We start from the raw sequence: 18,688 nt of genomic DNA, 5'->3' as shown, positions 1-18,688 counted from the left end.
CAGGAGGTCGGGATGCGCCGTTTTCGGTCCCGCCGCCCGCGCCGGAAAACGATCACCCGGCCTCCGCAGCACCCCTCCCGGTAGTCTTCCCGGGGGAACACCGACTCCTTCCCTCCCGGAGGGGGCGGAGCTCTCCGTGGGCCACGAATAACGAGCACACCGAGTGGGAACCCGGGACACGAGTCCCGTGTCCGCACTCGGAGGTGACACACATGGCGTCCCAGGACCGGCAGGACGACAAGCAGAACCAACTCGACGGGGTCCGCAAGGATCCCCAGGACGGGTACCTGACGACCCAGCAGGGAGTACGCGTGGACCACACCGACGACTCGGTGTCGGTCGGCGAACGCGGCCCGACCCTCCTGGAGGACTTCCACGCCAGGGAGAAGATCACCCACTTCGACCACGAACGCATCCCCGAACGAGTGGTGCACGCCAGAGGGGCCGGGGCCTACGGCCACTTCCAGCCCTACGACACCTGGTTGGCCGACTACACCACGGCCGGGTTCCTCACCGATCCGGGCAAGCGCACCCCCGTGTTCGTGCGTTTCTCCACCGTGCAGGGCTCCCGGGGATCCAACGACACGGTACGGGACGTTCGCGGGTTCGCCACGAAGTTCTACACGGAGCTGGGCAACTACGACCTGGTCGGCAACAACATGCCCGTGTTCTTCATCCAGGACGGCATCAAGTTCCCCGACTTCGTGCACGCCGTCAAGCCGGAACCGCACAACGAGATCCCCCAGGGGGCCTCCGCGCACGACACTCTGTGGGACTTCGTCTCCCTGCAACCGGAAACCATGCACATGATGATGTGGTTGATGTCCGACCGGGCCATTCCGCGCAGCTACCGCATGATGCAGGGCTTCGGGGTGCACACCTTCCGGCTGGTCAACTCCGCGGGACGGGGAACCTTCGTCAAGTTCCACTGGAAGCCCATGCTGGGAACGCACTCCCTGGTGTGGGACGAGGCCCAGAAGGCGGCCGGCAAGGACCCCGACTTCAACCGGGCGGACCTGTGGGAGGCGATCGAGTCCGGCAACTACCCCGAGTGGGAGCTGGGCGTACAACTGGTCGACGAGTCCAGGGAGTTCGACTTCGACTTCGACCTGCTCGACCCCACCAAGATCATCCCCGAGGAGGAGGTCCCGGTACGGCCGGTCGGGCGCATGCGGCTGGACAGGAACCCCGACAACTTCTTCGCGGAAACGGAACAGGTGGCCTTCCACACGGCGAACGTCGTCCCCGGCATCGACTTCACGAACGACCCGTTGTTGCAGGCCCGCAACTTCTCCTATCTGGACACCCAGCTCATCCGCCTCGGCGGTCCGAACTTCGCGCAGATACCGGTGAACCGCCCCGTCGCCGAGGTGACCAACAACCAGCGGGACGGGTTCGCGCAGACGAGAATCCACCGCGGCCGCACCAGCTACTACGACAACAGCCTCGCCGGGGGCTGCCCGGCACTGGCCGGAGCGGAGAACGGGGCCTTCTCCCACTACCAGGAGAAGGTGGAAGGGGCCAAGATCCGCAAACGCAGCGAGAGCTTCAAGGACCACTACACGCAGGCGACGCTCTTCTGGAACAGCATGGCCGACTGGGAGAAGGAGCACATCGTCGCCGCGTTCCGCTTCGAACTGGGCAAGGTCGAACACACCCACATCCGGGAGCGCACGGTCGAGCACCTCAACCACGTCGACCACGATCTGGCCACCCGCGTGGCCACCGGTATCGGGGTGAGCCCTCCGTCGGCTCCGGCCACCACCAACCACGGGCGCAGCTCACCGGCGCTGAGTCAGGCGAACTCGGCGACCGACTCCATAGCCACCCGGAAGGTGGCGGTGCTGCTCGCCGACGGTGTGCAGGCCGAGGCGGTCGACCAGCTGCGGCGCTATCTCGCCGAACGCGACGCCACGGCCGAACTGCTGGCTCCCCGGGACGGCACGCTGCGCTCGGCCTCCTCCACCGAGGTGACCGTGAACGGGGCGGTCACCACCACCTCCTCGGTGCTGTACGACGCCGTGTTCGTGCCGGGCGGGGCGGACAGCGTGGAGACGCTGCTCGCCGACGGTTATGCCGTGCATTTCGTGGCCGAGGCCTACAAGCACGCCAAACCGGTCGCCGCCAGTGGCGAGGGCACGAGACTGCTGCGGCGCGCCGGTGTCGAGGTGCGCCAGGCCGAGGGACCGGACGTGGTCACCGACCAGGGGGTCGTCACCGTGGCCGAAACCGAGGGCTCCGTCCCCTGGGGATTCCTCTCCGAGTTCGCCGAACTCCTCGCGGGGCACCGGGTGTGGAGCAGGGACACGGCGGCTGTCGTCGCCTGAGGGTCCGGACGGCCGCCCAGCACGCGCCCCGGGGAGCCGGAACGCACCGTCGGTCCCGCCCGACGAGCCGCGGACCCGCCGGGCGGGACCGTGTACCGCCGCGAGAGGGCGTGTTCAGCCCTCCGCTCGAGAACCGTCCGGTTCGGACGGTTCGACCAGCCTTCCCCGGGGGTCCGAGGACATGGCGTCGAGCGCCCGACACATCAACCGTGACGCCCTGTCCACGGTGGAGGCCCCCACCGGGGAGGTCACTCCGGAACGGGCGGTCACGACGGTGGAGTCGCCGATCGGCCCGTGCTGCACCTCGACGCACAGTGGGAAGTTCGTCCTGTTCACGAAAACCCAGTCGTGTTCCCGTGGGGAAGCCCCCTCCGAGCCGCCCAGCACACGAAAGTCCGTGTAGTTGAGCACCACGTGGAACAGCTCGCCGCCCTGTCGGGAGACCAGCTCCGAAAGCGGCGTCCAGCGGTGGGGAAGCAGCTCGACCTCCTGCTCGAAGACGCCGCGCACCAACTCCTCCCACCGCGTGTCCTCGGCGACACGGGCCCCCACGGGAAGCACGTTGAGAAACATCCCCAGCACGCGGTCCCCGTCTCGGGTTTCCGGACGCTGGTGGGTGACCGTACCGACCACCGGGTTCGGATGCCCCGTCAACACCGCCGTGGTCCACAGGCCGGCGGCGAGATGAACCGTTTTCGGTGGCACCGAGAGCCGGCAGGCCGTCTCACGCACCGCAGCGTCGACCTTCGGATCCAGTTCCGTCCGTGTCTCCGCGGGAACGCCCACACCGCCGCCCTCCTCAGCCGGAAGAGGCGGCCCCGGGTCGAGCGAAGCCAGGCGTTGTTCCCAGAAACGACGGCTTCCCTCGTCCCGGCGGGCCCGGTGTTCTTCCTCGACGTGTGCCCGGGGATCCGCGGTGGGGGCTTCCGGCAACGGTGCCGTGGTCTCACCGATGTGCAGCCGGTAGGCGTGCAGCAGTTCCGTGCCGAACACGGCCGTGCTCCACCCGTCGAGCAACGCGTGGTGCACGACCAGGGCCAGATACCAGTCCCCGTCGCAACGGGGCAGCACGTGGCAGTGCAACGGTGGGACTCGTTGTCGGGTGACACATGCCGCCCATGCCCGCTCCCACTCCCGCACCAACCGCTTCCTGAAGTCCTCCTCCGACCCCACGACGGGGGAGACCGACACCGGAATGTGAGCCCGGCAGGAGTCAGACCACCGGAACACCCCGCTTTCGTCGAGTTCGAAGAAACCACGAAGCGCCTCGTGGCGTGCCACCAGGTCCGCCAGTGCGCGTTTCAGCGCGGCGATGTCCGCCCGACCACTCAGCCACACCGCGGCGAGCACCCTGTAGAGGGTCGGATCGTCGACCAGTTCGCACTCGTAGAGAATTCCCCGCTGGGTGCCGGACAGCTCGGACGTCCGCGTGCCCTGTTCCGGTGGGAGCTCTCCCTGGGGGGAGCGTCGGGAACCGGCCGCGACCAACCGCCGGACCGTGGGGTGGGTGTAGACGGCGGTGACGCTCAGTTCCACCCCTCGCTGTCTCGCGGCTGCCACCAGTCGGGTCGCGCGGACGGAATCGCCCCCGAGCGCGAAGAAGTCGTCGTCGGTGCCCACCCCGGGCAGGTCCAGCGCCTCCGACATCGCATCGACCAGCGTCCCGGTCAGGGAGTCGTCACCGGTGTCCCGCTCGGTCGACGGACGGGGTGCCGGAGCCGACCACGGCGACGGCAACGCGTCCACGTCCAGCTTGTGCTGCGCCGTCATGGGCAACGAGTCGACCGCCAGCACGGCTGTGGGCACCATGTGGGAGGGCAGCCGCGTCGCCAGGCGGGCGCGGATCTCCTGCGGCTTAGGGGTGGTTCCGTCGGTGGGAACAACATAGCCGACCAGCGCGAGGTCCCCACGTGGGTCCTCGCGCGCCACCACGGCGGCCCGGCTGACCTCCGGAAGCTCCCGCAACGCGGTCTCCACCTCACCGGGTTCCACGCGGAAACCGCGCAGCTGGACCTGTCGGTCCGCTCTTCCCCGGAACACCAGTTCGCCGTCCGGTCTCCGACACGCCAGGTCTCCCGTCCGGTACACCCGGGCTCCCGGGGGGCCGTCCGGGTCGGGCAGGAACCGTTCCGCTGTCAGGGCGGGGCGTCCCACGTAGCCGCGTGCGAGCCCGGCCCCGCCCACGTACAACTCCCCGGTCTCACCGGGAGGGACGGGGCGCAGCTCCCGGTCGAGCAGCCGCAGGGTCAGATCCTCGAGCGGAGCTCCGAGAGGACTTTCCGCGCTGTCGGCGTCGCGGGCATCCAGCGGGCGCAGGGTCACGTGGACGGTCGCCTCGGTGATCCCGTACATGTTCACCAGGCGCGGACGCTCGTCCCCGTAGGCCTCGAACCACGGTTTCAGCATGCTCGGTCCGAGTTCCTCCCCGCCGAACACCACCAGGCGCAGTGAGGTCCGGGGGAAACCGTTCCGGCGCGCCGCGTCGAGCAACCGCGCGAAGGCGGTGGGGGTCTGGTTGAGCACGGTGACCCGTTCGCGTGCGAGCTGTTCCCAGAAACTCTCCGCATCCCGGGTGCACTCGTGCGGCACGATCACCAGGCGCCCTCCGTGGGCGAGCGCTCCCCACATCTCCCAGACCGAGAAGTCGAAGGCGTGCGAGTGGAAGGCCGTCCAGACGTCGGAGGAGGTGATCCCCATCCTCTCCCTGGTGTGAGTGAACAACCGCACCACGTTCGAGTGTGGGATGTCCACCCCCTTGGGAACTCCGGTCGAGCCCGAGGTGTGGATCACGTACATGGAGTCCTCCGGACCGGGCACCGTGTTCGGGTCGTGCTCGTCCTCTTGGAGAAGATCGTGCTCGTCCAGGCTGACGAACCCCGTCCGGTCGACCGGAGCCGTGTCCCGGTACCGGCTCTCCCCCACCACCAGAGGTGCCCCGCACTCCCCGACCACCCGTCGTAGGCGTTGGGCCGGCTGGCCCGGATCGAGGGGGACGTATCCGCTGGAGGTCTTGAGCACCGCCAGCAACGCGGTGATCAGTCCGCTGCCGCGGTCGGCCAGAACACCGACCAATCGTCCCGGCCCCGCTCCCGCTCGGGTGAGTCGGTGAGCGAGCCTGTTGGCCCGGCGGTTCAGCTCGCCGTAGGAGACGGATCCGTCCCCCTCGGTGATCGCGACGCGGTCGGGGTGCTCGCTCGCCCGGAGTTCGAACTCGCGATGCAGTGGGCGCCAACTCGTCGACACGGCTCTACCCTCCCGTCAGGAACGCGGGCGCGAATCACTGTGTGGGTGCGGACATGAAGCGCAGGACGCTGGTTTCGGCCAGTCGCGCGGCCACCAGAGCCGTCTTCCGGTCGTCTCCCGAACGCAGCCCCTCCTCGGCGGCTTGCAGACACACCCGCAGCACCCGCTCCGGAAGTTCCGCGAATCTCCGGAAAATCATGACGAAATCCTCCGGAGGGGGGTGTTCCAGAGACATGATTCGCTCCACGAGCGAGACACAGACGTGATGCCAAACCAGCAGTCCCGCGTAGGCCCCCAGCCCCGACTGCGCCCTGTTCCCCAGGGCACCGAGCCAGAGAAGGTACCAGGGCATACTGTAGGCGTCGAAGGGCAACAGCGTGCTTCCCTCCGGTTCCACCCTGCTCCCGAGCGCGGAAGCGGCTCGGCGTATCAGTTCCCGGGCGTTCAGTTTGATCTCGGCGAACTCCATGAACGGATCCGCCGTCGGCTTGTGCGGAAACCGGGCCACTCCAATTCCGTACCCGGCCACCTGGCTGTCCAACGAGAGATCCAGGTATCGGATCAGACGAGAATAGTGCTCGTTCTCCGCTCCGCCCGACTCGACCAGGCGGGCGAAGTCGTTGTGGTAACCGTTCAGCGGGGGAACCAGTTCTGCGAGAACCTCCCGAGATCGGGGGAAATCCTCGGAACACCGGTGTTCGGAACCGGATCCGGTCATGTCGTACTCACTTTCGGCGCGGAGAACGTGTTCGTGCTCAACCTAGGTGGCTGTTCCCCGTTTCTCACGCTTTCGTTCCGCACGACGGAACGGAAACTTCGCCGAGTGGGCATTCTCCCCGCACCGTGTTCGGGAAACGGCGGGAAGGAGACCCATGGAGTCGAAGACAGCGAACGGCACCACCGGGACCACGAGGGACCTCGCGCCGAGGGAGCCAGCGGGCTCGGAGCTGTTGCACGAGGCGATACTCGCCCGCGCCGCAGAGATTCCGGATGCCGTGGCCGTGACGACACACCGACAGGAGATCACCTACCGGGAGCTGGGGGAACGGATCACGGGGCTGGGCCGACGGCTGCTGTCGGCCGGCATCGGACCGGAACGACTGGTCGGGGTCACCATGCGTCGCTGTCCGGAGCTGGTGGTCGCCCTGCTGGGAACCGCGGCGGCCGGTGGGGTCTACGTCCCGCTGGATCCCGCCTATCCTTCCCCACGACTGGCGGAGATGTACCGGGACTGCGCTCCGGCCGGAGTGGTTCGGGGCCCGGGGGCGACTCCCCTGGAGGAACTGGGTGGTGGTTCCGGCGACACGGTGGTGGACGTCGACGAGGTCCACCCGTCCGGCGCGGCGGACAGCGCGCTTGCCGCCCTGTCCCCGGACAACGCGCTCTACGCGATGTACACCTCGGGGTCGACCGGCACCCCCAAGGGAGTGGTCAACACCCACGGCTCGGTCGTGGAGATGCTGCGCTGGATGCGCTCGGAGTTCCCGCTGGACGGGGACTCGAAGGTACTGGTGAAAACACCGTTCGGTTTCGACGTCTCCGTGGTGGAGATGTTCTGGCCCCTGGTGTGCGGCGCCCGCCTGGTCCTGGCCGGACCGGAGGAACACCGAGACCCGGCGATCCTGGCTGAGACGGTGTGTGAGCAGGGTATCACCGACATCATCGTCGTCCCGACACAGCTTCCCCACCTCCTGCGGGAACTCGGATCCTCCCGAGGTACCTCGTTGCGCCGCCTGTTCACCGCGGGCGAGGACCTTCCGGTGGAGCTGTTGCGACAGTGCCGGGAGAGGTTGCCGGACACGGAGGTGATCAACGCCTACGGACCGACGGAGGCCGCGGTGGTCACCCTGATCCACCGCTGTACCGCGGACGACACGGCACGAGCGCGGGTGCCGATTGGCGTTCCCCTGGGACGTACCCGTGCTCACGTGCTGGACCCGGACACGCTTCGGGAGGTTCCGCGAGGGGAACGGGGCGAGCTCTTCCTCGGTGGGCCGCAGCTCGCCCGCGGCTATCTCAACCGTCCGGAGACCACGGCGGAACGTTTCCTGCCCGACCCGCACGCGGACCGGTCCCCTCCCGGAGACCGGCTCTACCGGACGGGGGATCTCGTGCGACGCGCCCCGGACGGGCTGATCGAGTTCCTCGGTCGTCAGGACCGCCAGGTGAAGATCCACGGCAACCGCCTCGAACTCGGCGAGGTCGAGGCAGCACTGCGTGAGCTGCGGATCGTCGACGACGCCCTGGTCGACGTCCGCACCGACCCCTCCGAGGGAGGCCCGGTCCTGGTCGCCTGGATCACCACCGACGACCCGGACGAGTCCGTGGCCCCGCTGGTGCGGAAACAGCTGTTCAAACGGCTTCCCGGGCACATGGTTCCCGGTCACGTCGCGGTGCTGGAGTCCTTCCCCGAGCTGCCCAACGGGAAACTCGACCGCAACGCGTTGCCCGAACCGGTTCCCGAACACACGGAACCTTCCGCCGCCACGGAAGAAGGACGTTGCCGGGAAGGGACGGTACGAGAGGTCTGGGAGAAGGTGCTGCACCGCGACGGCTTCGGCCCCGAGGACGGTTTCTTCGACGTGGGAGGGAACTCGATGCTGCTGCTGAAGGTACGCGCGGAACTGCACGCCCGGGGGCACACGGACATCACCCTGCTGGACCTGCTGGAGAACCCCACACCACGAACCCTGGGAACGCTGTTGGGCGAACGCGAGGCGAGGAAGGAATCCTGATGCACCAGGACGTGGCGATCGTCGGCATGGCCGGACGTTTCCCTGGTGCCGCCTCCCCGGAAGAACTGTGGACGACGGTGGGGCAGCGACGGGAGACACTGTCCACACTCACCGAGCAGGAGGCCCACACCGCTGGGCTCTCCCCGGAGGTGACGGGCCTGCGTAACTACGTCTCCCGCACGGGGGTGCTGGACGGCGTGGAGCTGTTCGACTCCGGATTCTTCGGTATCGGCCGCAGGGAGGCGGACCTGTTGGATCCCCAACAACGGATCCTGCTGGAGTGCTGTTGGGAAGCCCTGGAGAACGGAGGATGTCCCCCGGACTCCTTCCCCGGTGCCATCGGGGTGTTCCTCGGCGTGGGGGCCTGTTCCTACCTCCTGCTGGAGAGGGACGGGCACGCGTTCAACCTCGGACGGGCCGAGGACACGCTCCGACTGATCACCTCCGACAAGGACTTCGCCGCCACCAGGATCGCCCACCGACTGAACCTGCGCGGACCGGCGATAACCACCCAGACCGCCTGTTCCACCTCGCTGGTGAGCGTGCATCTGGCCGTACGCAGCCTGCTGGACGGAGACAGCGACGCGGTGCTGGCGGGAGGAGCCTCGGTACGGATCCCACACCGGGCCGGTTACCTCCACGAGCCCGGTGGCATCCTCTCCCCGCGGGGGCGCTGCCGTCCCTTCTCCGCGGAGGCGGACGGGACGGTGCCGGCGAGCGGTGCCGGCGTGGTGCTGCTCAAACGACTCCCGGACGCGGTGGCCGACCGTGACCACGTCCACGCCGTGATCACGGGGTCAGCCGTGAACAACGACGGGGGCGGCAAACTCTCCTACACCGCCCCGGCGATCGACGGCCAGGTCGAGGTGATCACCACCGCTCACGAGCGGGCCGGGCTGGACCCCACCGCGATCGACTATGTGGAAACCCACGGCACGGCCACACCACTCGGGGACTCCATGGAACTCGCGGCTCTCCGGCGAGCCCTGGGCGCGGACTCCGCCCCCGCCGGGCACTGGGCACTGGGGGCGGTGAAGGCCAACATCGGTCACCTCGACGTCGCCGCGGGTGTCGCGGGGCTGATCAAGGCCGTCCTGGCGCTGCGCCACCGGACGATCCCCCCGGCCTTGTACGACGGTCCGAACGAGGAGCTGTCCGAAAACGACGCCCCGTTCCGCCTGACCGCCACCACCGAACCGTGGCCCTCCCCCCACCGTCCCCGGCGCGCCGCAGTCAGTTCCTTCGGCATCGGAGGGACCAACGCCCACGTGGTGCTGGAGCAGGCTCCGGAACCCGAACGACCGGAACACCCACGCCCCCACCAGCCGTTGTTGCTGTCCGCGCGGGACCGGACCTCGCTGACCCGACTGGGGACCGACCTCGCCGATACCCTCCCGGAAGTCACGCTGGGTGCGGCGGGTCGGACGCTGCTCACGGGACGTAGTGCGTTCTCACGACGCTGGTCCACGGTGGCCGACGACGTGACGGAGGCCCGCGAGGCGTTGCGCGGCATCGGTGACAGGAGCCGGACTCCGGCCACAGCGCACCCGGCGACGGCCTTCCTCCTACCGGGCCCTGGTGCGCAGTGGGCGGGCATGACCTCGGAGCTGTGTGCTCACGAGCCGGTGTTGCGCTCCGAGCTGGACCGGTGCCGTCGGATTCTGCTGCCGGTACTGGACCGCGACATCGGTGAGCTGCTGCACCCCGCTCCCGAATCCACCACGGCGGCCTCCCGGGACCTGCACCGCACCTCGGTGGCGATGCCGGTGGTCTTCGCCGTGGAGTACGCGCTCACACGGCTGTTGGCGCACTGGGGAATCGTACCGGACGCGCTGCTCGGCCACAGCCTCGGAGAGTGCGTGGCCGCCTGCGTGTCAGGGGTGCTCAGCCTCGAAGACGGTCTCAGGTTGGCCGCGCGCAGAGGCGCGTTGTTGGACCGCCTGCCCCGGGGAGCCATGCTCGGCGTCGAACTGTCAGCCACGGAGCTGAGGTCCAGGCTGTGCCCCGACACCACGGTCGCCGTCGAGGTGGGACCGGACCGTTCGTTGGCCTCCGGACCGGAGGATGCCGTGTCGGCGCTGCGGAACGAACTGGAGGCAGCGGGGGTCCGGTGTCGGCTCGTTCCCGTGACGTACGCGGGCCACTCCGGCGAACTCGATCCGATTCTGGAGGAGTTCGGTGATTTCGTGGCCACCCTGGAACTCTCCCCACCCCGCCTTCCGTACCTGTCGAACGTCACCGGAACCTGGATCACCACAGCCGAAGCCACCGAACCGGAGTACTGGGTGCGACAACTCAGAAGTACGGTGCGCCTCGACGACAACCTCACAACACTGGCGGAGACGAACCCGCTGCTGCTGGAGGTGGGTCCCGGCCGAACCATGGGTTCCTGGGCGGCCAGACACCCCGCCACCGGAGCCACGAGCACGTTCCCCACCCTGGGAAGTTCGGGGGAAGCCGCACCCGCCTACCGTCGGCTGTTGGAGAGCGTGGGAAGGCTGTGGGAACACGGCGTTGCCGTGGACCGTGCCGCCCTGCAGGGGGAACACGGAATCAGCAAGGTCCCGCTGCCCACTCATCCGTTCCAACGCGAGGTGCACTGGATCAGCGGTTCGACCGAACCCCCTGCGGGGAGCTCCCGGCCGACACGGACCACCGTGCCCCTCTCCACCTCCCCCGACGTCGAGGAGGACACCGCGAGCCGGCTGGTTCGGATCTGGGAACGGGTCCTGGAGGTGTCCGGCCTCTCGGTCGAGGACGACTTCTTCGCGCTCGGTGGGGACTCCCTCATCGCCGTCCAACTGGCCTCGGCCGTCAACGAGGAGCTGGGAAGCACGATCGGAGCGCAGGACATCCCCCGCACGCCCACGCCACGCGGTCTGGCCTCCGAACTGGACCATCGGGACACCGAGGGCGGCTCGGCGACGAGTCTGACCGGACTGTGCGATCCCGTCTACACGGATACGCTGCCGTATCCGCCACTCTATCTGGTACACCCCATCGGAGGGGGCGCCCTGGTCTACCGTGAACTGGCCGAGTGCCTCCGCGACTCGTGCGTGGTGAGAGGCTTCACCGCTCGCGGGTTCCACGGCAGTGACCAGCCCCCGCGAAGTGACCTCGTCGAGATGGCCCACGCCTATGCCGAGGAACTGAGGAGGGAACTGTCCGGTTCCGGGTTCTGTCTCGGTGGCTCCTCCTTCGGAGGAGTGGTGGCCTTCGAAATGGCCCGCGTGTTGGAACGCGACGGGACTCCCCCGGCGCTGACGGCGCTGATCGACTCCCCTTGGCCGCCCCACGTCTCCCCGGAACAGGACACCGCCCCGACCCTACCCGCCGACCACGTTCCCTCCGAGGTCCGCGAAGGGCTGTCCCGGCTCCTCCGCCATCACGTCACGGCGCTGTGCGCCCACGAGCCGGGTCCCGCCCCGGCCCGGAGCCGGGTGCTGTACGTACGCGCCGCCGAGGAGGCGGCCCACGGCGGTGACCGACCGGAGCTCTCCTGGCGTACGGTCGCGCCCTCCCTGCGTGTCGCCACCTCCTCCGGGGATCACTACTCGATGCTGCGGAGTCCGCACGTGGAGGGGTTGGCGCGGCTGCTCGTCGAGCACATGCCAGCCGCGGACACCGGGGCGTGATCCCGATCCCGACTTCGGGCACCGCGCCGGGGCCGGGCGACTGTCACCGTTGCCGGGACAGTGCCAGCTCGGCCAGACCGACGACCATCGCGGCCGCGACGAAGCAGACCGAGGCCACCAGACCGTGGGAGATGGCCACGTCGTAGTCCCCGGGAAGCTGGGAGAAGAACAGGCCGGAGGCCGTGGCGGTACCGATGGCGGTACCGATCCGTTGTCCCGTCTGCTGCACCCCCGCGGCGGTGCCGCCACGGGTGACCTCCACTCCGCTGAGGGTGACGGTCTGGTTCGGCGAGATGACCATGCCACTGCCCACACCGGCCACCAGCAGCGGTAACGCGGTGACCACTCCGGCGGAGTTCCCGAGCCGCCCGGCCAGCAACAGCTGGGTGGCCAGCAGCCCGAGCAGTGCCCCGGACAGCCCGAACAGCACCACACGTCGACCCATCCGATGCACCGCCCGTCCGCTGAAGGCGGAGGAAACCGCCGATCCCACGGCGAAGGGAGTCAGCGCCAGTCCCGCCTGCAACGCCGAATACCCCAGTCCGCGTTGGAAGTACACCGCGAGCACGAAGAAGATGCCGGTGAAACCGGCGAAGTACAGCATCCCGAGCGCGGAGCCGAAGCTGTAGCTGCTGATCCGGAACAACCGCAAGTCGATGAGGGGAGATCCCCTCTTGTTCGTGTAGCGGTGCTCCCACCCGACGAACAGTGCCAGCAGGACCGGAGCGGCGGCCCACAACAACCAGCTCAGCCTTCCGAGGTCCTGCCTGTCCACCAACGGAAGCAGCAGGCACACCGTTCCGGATCCGAGCAGCAGCACGCCGGGCAGATCGGTGCCGCGCAGCTCCGCGGACCCCCTGGAACGGGGCATGAACCGGAGGGCGGCCAGCAGGGCGATCACCCCGATGGGGATGTTGACGAAGAACACCCACCGCCACCCCTGTTGCACCCCGGCCAGCTCGATGATCAGTCCGCCCAGCAACGGGCCGACCGCCGTGGAGAGGCCAACCACCGCACCGAACAGGCCGAAGGCGGTGCCGCGTTCCCGACCGTGGAACTGCTGCTGGATGAGTCCGATCACCTGGGGGTTGAGCATGCCTCCGGCCGCCCCCTGCAACAACCGGGCCAGCACGAGCCACAGCGGGTTCAACGCCATGCCGGCCAAGGCACTGGCCAGCGTGAACAGCGCGAGCGCGACCAGGAACATCCTGCCACGACCGTGGGCGTCACCGAGCTTGCCCATCGGCACCAGCACCAGCCCGAACGTCAACGCGTAGCCGGACACGACCCAGGACAACGCCACGTGCGGAGCCTCGAGTCCGTGTTGGATCGAGGGCAGCGCGACGTTGACGATGCTGACGTCCAACAGGGTCATGAACCCGGCCAGCAGACACAGGACGAGCACACGCCAGCGGTGCTCGTCGGTGCTTTCCCGTTGCTCCGGGGGCGTGGGAGATCCTCGTTCGACTCGACTCACCACTCACCTCGTCGGGGGACATCGGGACCGGCCGGTCCAGCTCATCACGAAGCACCCGGTCCCGCCCGCCGGGCCCGAGACGGGACGAACCCGTCCGCAACGGCTTCCACCTGCGTGGAAGTCGTTGCGGGTGGAGCACTGCGCACGGCGTCACCGCCCCCTCGTGTCCATCGTCACCCCGCCCCACCTCCGGTTTCCGACAAAACCGACCCGGTGACGGAGAGTGGGTCGGACCGTTCCCGCCCCGGAAGGGCCGGAGCGGGTGGCACCTCATCGACCGGCCGGGGTCACTCACCCGTCCGGAGTCAGCGGGCTTGTGATGAGTCACAGGGCTGGGTAGGTTTCGACCAGCCCCGGCGGAGGTGATCGCATGGCGAATACCGACGAGGTCCTGGCCGAGCATCACGACGCGGTACTGCTGTTGACGTTGAACCGGCCCGAACGGCTCAACGCGTGGACCCCGACCATGCGGGACCGCTACTGCGCCCTGCTGGAGGAGGCCGACCGGGACCCCGCTGTCCGCTCGATCGTGGTCACGGGAGCCGGCAACGGCTTCTGCGCCGGCTCGGACATCACGGCTCCCGGAGTCGAACACTCCGTCCCCGCGGACACCTCCCGCGGCCCGAACCTGAGCATGAGCCTGGGCAAGCCCGTTATCACCGCGATCAACGGCACCGCCTCGGGAGCGGGGCTGGCGGCCGCGCTGTTCACCGACATCCGTTTCACTTCCCCCGAGGCCAGTCTGACCACGGCGTTCGGCCGCGCCGACCTGGTGGCCGAACACGGGGTCGGCTGGCTGCTGCCGAAACTGGTGGGCATCGACCGTGCGATGGACCTGCTGTTGTCCGCGCGGAAGGTGACCGGCCTCCAGGCCCGTTCCCTGGGGCTGGTGGATCGGGTCGTACCGAGGCGGAAGGTGCTGCCCAGCGCACTGGAGTACGCGCGGACTCTCGCCCTGGAGTACTCGCCCGCGGCGATGGCGGAAATCAAACAGCGGATCTACAGTGGTCTGGAGACCTCCTCGGAACTGGCCGCGTACACGGCCCACAACCGGATGATGACCGTCCTGCGCGGGAACGGGGACTCCCAGGGCAGGACAGGGCCGGGGCGGGACGGGGCGCGTTCCTCGTCGCTGGACTGATCCGACGGTGCCTCGGCGGAGCCGGTTCGACCGGGGTGCCGTGTCGAGGAGAGTCACCCGAGGCCCCAGTACGGTTGACCGATCCACGTGGAGTCGGCAGGAGTGAGCGCCATGGATTTCGAAAAACCGGAAGGGGACGTGGCCGAACAGGCCCAGTACTACGGAGATCCCGCCGAGGAGAACGAACTCCCGTCCGCGTCGGCGGAGTCGGAGCTGCATCCGGACGCCGATCCCGCGGACCTGGTCGAACAGGAGATCGTGGTTCCCACCGAGGAGGACTACGAGCAGGGATGAGCCCGCCCTCGGAGCCGTAGTACCGGCTCAGGAGGGCCACAGGCCGAACAGCTCCGCGAAGCCCTCCCGCCAGGTGGGCCACCGTGGCCGCCACCCGGTCGCTTCGCGGAAGCGGAAGTTCGTCGCGCCGCGCTGTTCGGCCAGGCGGTGGACCGTCTCCCAGTCGAGTTGCCGCCTCGCCTGCTCCGGGGTGAGCGAGACGGGTTCCGGGGCTCCGATCATCCCGGCGTAGGCGGGCAACCACTCCGCGCTCTCGGCCGGCTCGTTGTCCACGATGTTGTAGACGGCCGGCTCCACCTCGTGCGAGGCCAGCAGCACGGCCCGCGCGGCGTCCTCGACGTGGGTGAACGAGGTCACTCCCGAACCACGTCCCACCAACGGAAGCTCACTGGCCTTCACCCGGTCGTGCAGGTGGCCGTGCCGGGCGTAGCACGTCCCGACGCCGTACAGCTCACCCAGACGCAGGACCACCGTCTCCAGCTCGCTGGTGTCGAACAGCAACTCCTCCAGGCGTTCGGCGGCCCGCACCGCCTCGCCCCAGTGTCCCGGGGCGGCGGTGAACAGTGGTGTACGTTCGTCCGCCACTCCCGTACCGCCCGGCTCGTACGCGGCCACGCTCTGCGCCACGATCCTGCGGGCACCGGCGCGGAGGGCGGCAGCGACGAGATTGCTCGTCCCCTGTTGCCGCAGTCGCGCGGTGCGTCGCATTCCGACCGCGGGTTCCCGCTCCCGGAAGCCGGACGCCACGTGCACCACCACCTCCGGGGCCGCGTCCTCCAGGATCCCGCACAACCGCTCCGGTTCGAGAAGGTTCCCCCGCACCAGTGTGTCCGCGGTTTCCGGAACCGGCGACGGGGCGTTCTCGTGTACCAGTGCCGTCACCCGGTGGCCGTGTGCCGCCAGCCTCGGCAGCAGACTGCGTCCGATCACTCCGCTCGCTCCGGCTACGAACACACGCAAGGACAAGACCCCCGCACCACGGTCGACGACGCCCTCATGAACCCTAACGCGCGGACCCTCACCGCCTTGAGTGAATTCGTGTTCGTATTTGAACACGGAGTGTTCACCCCTCGTTCTCCGACGCACGCGGTCGAGCCGAGTGTTCGTCGGCTATCGGAAGTACCTCCCGTCAGGACCCACCCCGGCAGCTCGTTCCGCAACGACCCCTAAGCTTCCGAGCGGGCTGTTCCCGTCGCACGCGAGGTGCCGGGCGATTCGCGGGAGCAAACGGATGCGGCATTCGACTGGGAGGATGTCAGGTATGAGCCAACCGGAATCACCGAACACCACGGGGGCGGGCGCTCCGGGGACGCTGGACGAACAGGCCCAGCAGGAGATAATTCAACGGATCGGCCGTACCCTCGTACAGGCGCTTCCCCCCGGATGGAGCCAGGTGAGCGTGCGGTACCGCTCCGTCGGAGCACACCGTGAGCTGGACGCCGAACTGACGGCACCGAACGGAACCGAGATCCCGTTGGCCCCGCCGGCCGAGCTCGGCGAGCTGTTCGCCCGCCTGCGCCACGGCATGTACCGCGAGAACCGCGGGACCTGGACCAGCGCGACCTACCGCCTCAGTCGACCGGCGAGCTACAGCGTCGATTTCGACGGCGAACACGAACCCTCCTGGGAGAACCATCCCCCTCACGCCGAGTTCGCGGCGGAACTCCGCCTGTACCCGCGTGCCGTGCACAACATTCCCGGCTGGCTCGCCGAACGCGCCGGTGTGCGGGTGCCCGAAACCGCCACGGCGGCCGACCAGCTCCGCAGGGCGGAGGTGTTCGACGGAACCGACGCGGTGGGACGACCGGTGAACAACCGGCCCGCCCTCGCCGCCGACGAACGGGACAGAGTGCTGGAGTACCTGGAAAGGGCCCCGGTGGTCCTCGCCGCACGCGGTTACGACAGCGACAGGCTCGACCCGACGGCCGGCTCCTCGGTTCCCCTCACCTTCCACACCGACGGAAGCTGGATCTGGCCGGGTGCCGTCTGCTACTACCTGCGCACCCACGGCCTGTCCCCCCAGCCGGAGCTGGTGGACCACATCCGCCGCCGCGACTTCCAGCTCCCCTACGTCGGGGACGAGGCCCGTGAACTGGCCGTGGCCGCCATCACGGAGGAGCAACAGTCCTGATGCCCGCTGCCGACACGGTATTCCTCGGCGGTCCCGTCGCCACGATGGACCCGGCCGGTTCGTTCACCGACGCGGTGGCCGTACGGGAGGGCAGGATCGTCGCCCTCGGGCACGCGGAGACAACCGCGCTCGTGTCCGGACGCACCGAGGTCGTCGAACTGCGCGGGCGTCTGCTTCTGCCCGGGCTGCAGGACGCCCACGTGCATCCGCTCTACGGCGGGCTCCAACGGATCCGCTGCGATCTGACCGACAGTGCGAGCGAGGCCGAGTGCCTGCACCGGGTGGCGGAGTACGCGGCGGCGAATCCTCGGGTGGAGTGGATCCTCGGAGGCGGCTGGGAGATGGGGCTGTTCGCCGGGGGATGCCCGAGCAGCACGGCCCTGGACGAGGTGACCGGTGACCGCCCCGCCCTGCTGATCAACGAGGACCAGCACGGGGCCTGGGTGAACTCGGCGGCGTTGCGCAGGGCCGGAGTCCATCGGGACACCCCCGATCCGCCGGGTGGGCGCGTGGAGCGCGACCACCACGGCAGGCCCACCGGGACGCTGCACGAGACGGCGGTCGACCTGGTCAGCAGACACGTTCCCCCGACACCGGACTCCGAGTACCTGCGCGCGCTGTCGGAGGGACAACGTCACCTGCACGAGCGCGGGGTGACCGCCTGGCACGACGCGATCCTCGGCTCCTATCTCGGCTATCCGGACCCGCTGGACTACTACCGGCAGCTCGACGGAAGGCACCTGCTCACCGGCAGGGTGACCGGTTCCCTGTGGTGGAACAGGACACGTGGTCTGGAGCAGGTCCCGGAACTGACCCACCGGAGCAGAACCGCGGTGGGGAACCGTTTCGGCACCCGTTCCGTCAAGATCATGCTCGACGGAGTCTGCGAGAACTTCACCGCCGCCATGCTGCGTCCCTACCTGCACGGCCACGGCCACGGCATCGCCTATGTGCCCCAGCCCGACCTCGACGAGGCCGTCCGGGTTCTCGACGCGGCGGGGTTCGGTGTGCACTTCCACGCCGTGGGGGATCTCGCCGTGCGTCAGGCGCTGGACGCCGTCGAGGCCGCCAGAAACGCCAACGGTCCCAGCGCGAACCGACACCAGATCGCTCACCTGCAGGTGGTGGATCCCGCGGACCTCCCCCGTTTCGCCGAGCTCGGGGTCGTCGCCAACATCCAGGCGGAGTGGGCCCACAACGACACCGCGATGCTCGAACTGACCGCCCCCTACCTCGGCAGGGAACGCTACGACCAGCAGTACCCCTTCCGGACCCTGCTCGACTCGGGCGCACTGCTGGCCGCCGGCAGTGACTGGCCGGTTTCGGAAGCGGCTCCCATGCGTGCCGTGCACACGGCCGTCAACCGCACCGAACCGGGAGACGACCGGTGTCCGCTGCTGCCCGAACAGTCCCTCGAGCTGGCCGACGCCCTGGCGGCGACCACCATCGGCAGCGCCCGCGCCCATTACCTGGAGGGACACACCGGTTCCGTGGAACGGGGCAAGTGCGCCGACCTGACCCTGCTGGACCGGAATCCCTTCGAGGTCCCTCCCAACGAGATCGGTGAGACCGGTGTGGACCTGACGATGGTGGGGGGACAGGTGGTTCACAGTTCCGGTCGGTGATCGCTCTTCCTCGCCTTTCGGCCGGTGCGGGTTGGTGTTCCGTTTATTTCATTCAACACTGAAAATACTATCGCCGCAAA

General features: G+C 68.8%; 11 protein-coding genes. 7 read left to right on the top strand and 4 right to left on the bottom strand.

What is annotated here, in order from left to right:
• Positions 1–212 precede the first annotated feature (212 nt).
• On the top strand, positions 213–2,327 hold the full coding sequence (locus CEP50_RS13435; RefSeq protein WP_106114301.1) for a catalase: 2,115 nt from the start codon (positions 213–215) through the stop codon (positions 2,325–2,327).
• Between the two features lie 114 nt (positions 2,328–2,441).
• On the opposite strand, the gene CEP50_RS13430 is transcribed toward CEP50_RS13435, so the two are convergent.
• Both CEP50_RS13430 and CEP50_RS13425 read right to left on the bottom strand, forming a co-directional pair.
• Positions 2,442–5,570 carry a non-ribosomal peptide synthetase gene (locus CEP50_RS13430; RefSeq protein WP_106114300.1) on the bottom strand — a complete coding sequence of 1,043 codons (3,129 nt, stop codon included), beginning with the start codon at positions 5,568–5,570 and terminating at the stop codon, positions 2,442–2,444.
• Between the two features lie 34 nt (positions 5,571–5,604).
• Positions 5,605–6,288: a hypothetical protein gene (locus CEP50_RS13425; protein ID WP_106114299.1), complete on the bottom strand. Its 684-nt coding sequence runs from the start codon at positions 6,286–6,288 to the stop codon at positions 5,605–5,607.
• 154 nt (positions 6,289–6,442) lie between these two features.
• Between CEP50_RS13425 and CEP50_RS13420 the strand changes: the two genes are divergently transcribed.
• Positions 6,443–8,305, top strand: coding sequence for a non-ribosomal peptide synthetase (locus tag CEP50_RS13420; protein WP_106114298.1), 1,863 nt, complete (start codon positions 6,443–6,445; stop codon positions 8,303–8,305).
• Positions 8,305–11,940, top strand: a complete 3,636-nt coding sequence (locus tag CEP50_RS13415) for a type I polyketide synthase (RefSeq protein WP_106114297.1) — start codon at positions 8,305–8,307, stop codon at positions 11,938–11,940. The genes CEP50_RS13420 and CEP50_RS13415 overlap by 1 nt, the downstream gene beginning before the upstream one ends.
• A gap of 43 nt (positions 11,941–11,983) precedes the next feature.
• On the opposite strand, the gene CEP50_RS13410 is transcribed toward CEP50_RS13415, so the two are convergent.
• A complete protein-coding gene (locus CEP50_RS13410) occupies positions 11,984–13,417 on the bottom strand; it encodes an MFS transporter (RefSeq protein WP_106114296.1) in 1,434 nt (477 codons plus the stop codon).
• Positions 13,418–13,787: 370 nt separating this feature from the next.
• On the opposite strand from CEP50_RS13410, the gene CEP50_RS13405 reads away from it, so the two are divergent.
• Together CEP50_RS13405 and CEP50_RS13400 are read left to right on the top strand one after the other, a co-directional pair.
• Complete coding sequence (locus CEP50_RS13405; protein ID WP_106114295.1) at positions 13,788–14,558, top strand: enoyl-CoA hydratase-related protein; 771 nt, start codon at positions 13,788–13,790, stop codon at positions 14,556–14,558.
• A gap of 111 nt (positions 14,559–14,669) precedes the next feature.
• Positions 14,670–14,852 (top strand): hypothetical protein, encoded by a 183-nt coding sequence (locus tag CEP50_RS13400; RefSeq protein WP_106114294.1) that lies wholly within the window; start codon positions 14,670–14,672, stop codon positions 14,850–14,852.
• 27 nt (positions 14,853–14,879) lie between these two features.
• On the opposite strand, the gene CEP50_RS13395 is transcribed toward CEP50_RS13400, so the two are convergent.
• Positions 14,880–15,806 carry an NAD-dependent epimerase/dehydratase family protein gene (locus CEP50_RS13395; protein WP_258175221.1) on the bottom strand — a complete coding sequence of 309 codons (927 nt, stop codon included), beginning with the start codon at positions 15,804–15,806 and terminating at the stop codon, positions 14,880–14,882.
• A gap of 307 nt (positions 15,807–16,113) precedes the next feature.
• Between CEP50_RS13395 and CEP50_RS13390 the strand changes: the two genes are divergently transcribed.
• Positions 16,114–16,983 (top strand): hypothetical protein, encoded by an 870-nt coding sequence (locus CEP50_RS13390; RefSeq protein WP_106114292.1) that lies wholly within the window; start codon positions 16,114–16,116, stop codon positions 16,981–16,983.
• Positions 16,983–18,608, top strand: a complete 1,626-nt coding sequence (locus tag CEP50_RS13385) for an amidohydrolase (protein WP_106114291.1) — start codon at positions 16,983–16,985, stop codon at positions 18,606–18,608. The genes CEP50_RS13390 and CEP50_RS13385 overlap by 1 nt, the downstream gene beginning before the upstream one ends.
• Positions 18,609–18,688 lie beyond the last annotated feature (80 nt).

Origin of the sequence: Actinopolyspora mortivallis, assembly GCF_003001495.1 — a bacterium.
GTDB lineage: Bacteria > Actinomycetota > Actinomycetes > Mycobacteriales > Pseudonocardiaceae > Actinopolyspora > Actinopolyspora mortivallis_A.
This window is presented reverse-complemented; position numbering and strand designations above follow the sequence as displayed.

Excerpts from the sequence above, each read along its gene's own strand:
- CEP50_RS13390 (WP_106114292.1), top strand. The coding sequence starts at position 16,114 with ATGAGCCAACCGGAATCACCGAACACCACGGGGGCGGGCGCTCCGGGG.
- CEP50_RS13435 (WP_106114301.1), top strand. The coding sequence starts at position 213 with ATGGCGTCCCAGGACCGGCAGGACGACAAGCAGAACCAACTCGACGGG.
- CEP50_RS13415 (WP_106114297.1), top strand. The coding sequence starts at position 8,305 with ATGCACCAGGACGTGGCGATCGTCGGCATGGCCGGACGTTTCCCTGGT.
- CEP50_RS13405 (WP_106114295.1), top strand. The coding sequence starts at position 13,788 with ATGGCGAATACCGACGAGGTCCTGGCCGAGCATCACGACGCGGTACTG.
- CEP50_RS13425 (WP_106114299.1), bottom strand. The coding sequence starts at position 6,288 with ATGACCGGATCCGGTTCCGAACACCGGTGTTCCGAGGATTTCCCCCGA.
- CEP50_RS13420 (WP_106114298.1), top strand. The coding sequence starts at position 6,443 with ATGGAGTCGAAGACAGCGAACGGCACCACCGGGACCACGAGGGACCTC.
- CEP50_RS13400 (WP_106114294.1), top strand. The coding sequence starts at position 14,670 with ATGGATTTCGAAAAACCGGAAGGGGACGTGGCCGAACAGGCCCAGTAC.
- CEP50_RS13385 (WP_106114291.1), top strand. The coding sequence starts at position 16,983 with ATGCCCGCTGCCGACACGGTATTCCTCGGCGGTCCCGTCGCCACGATG.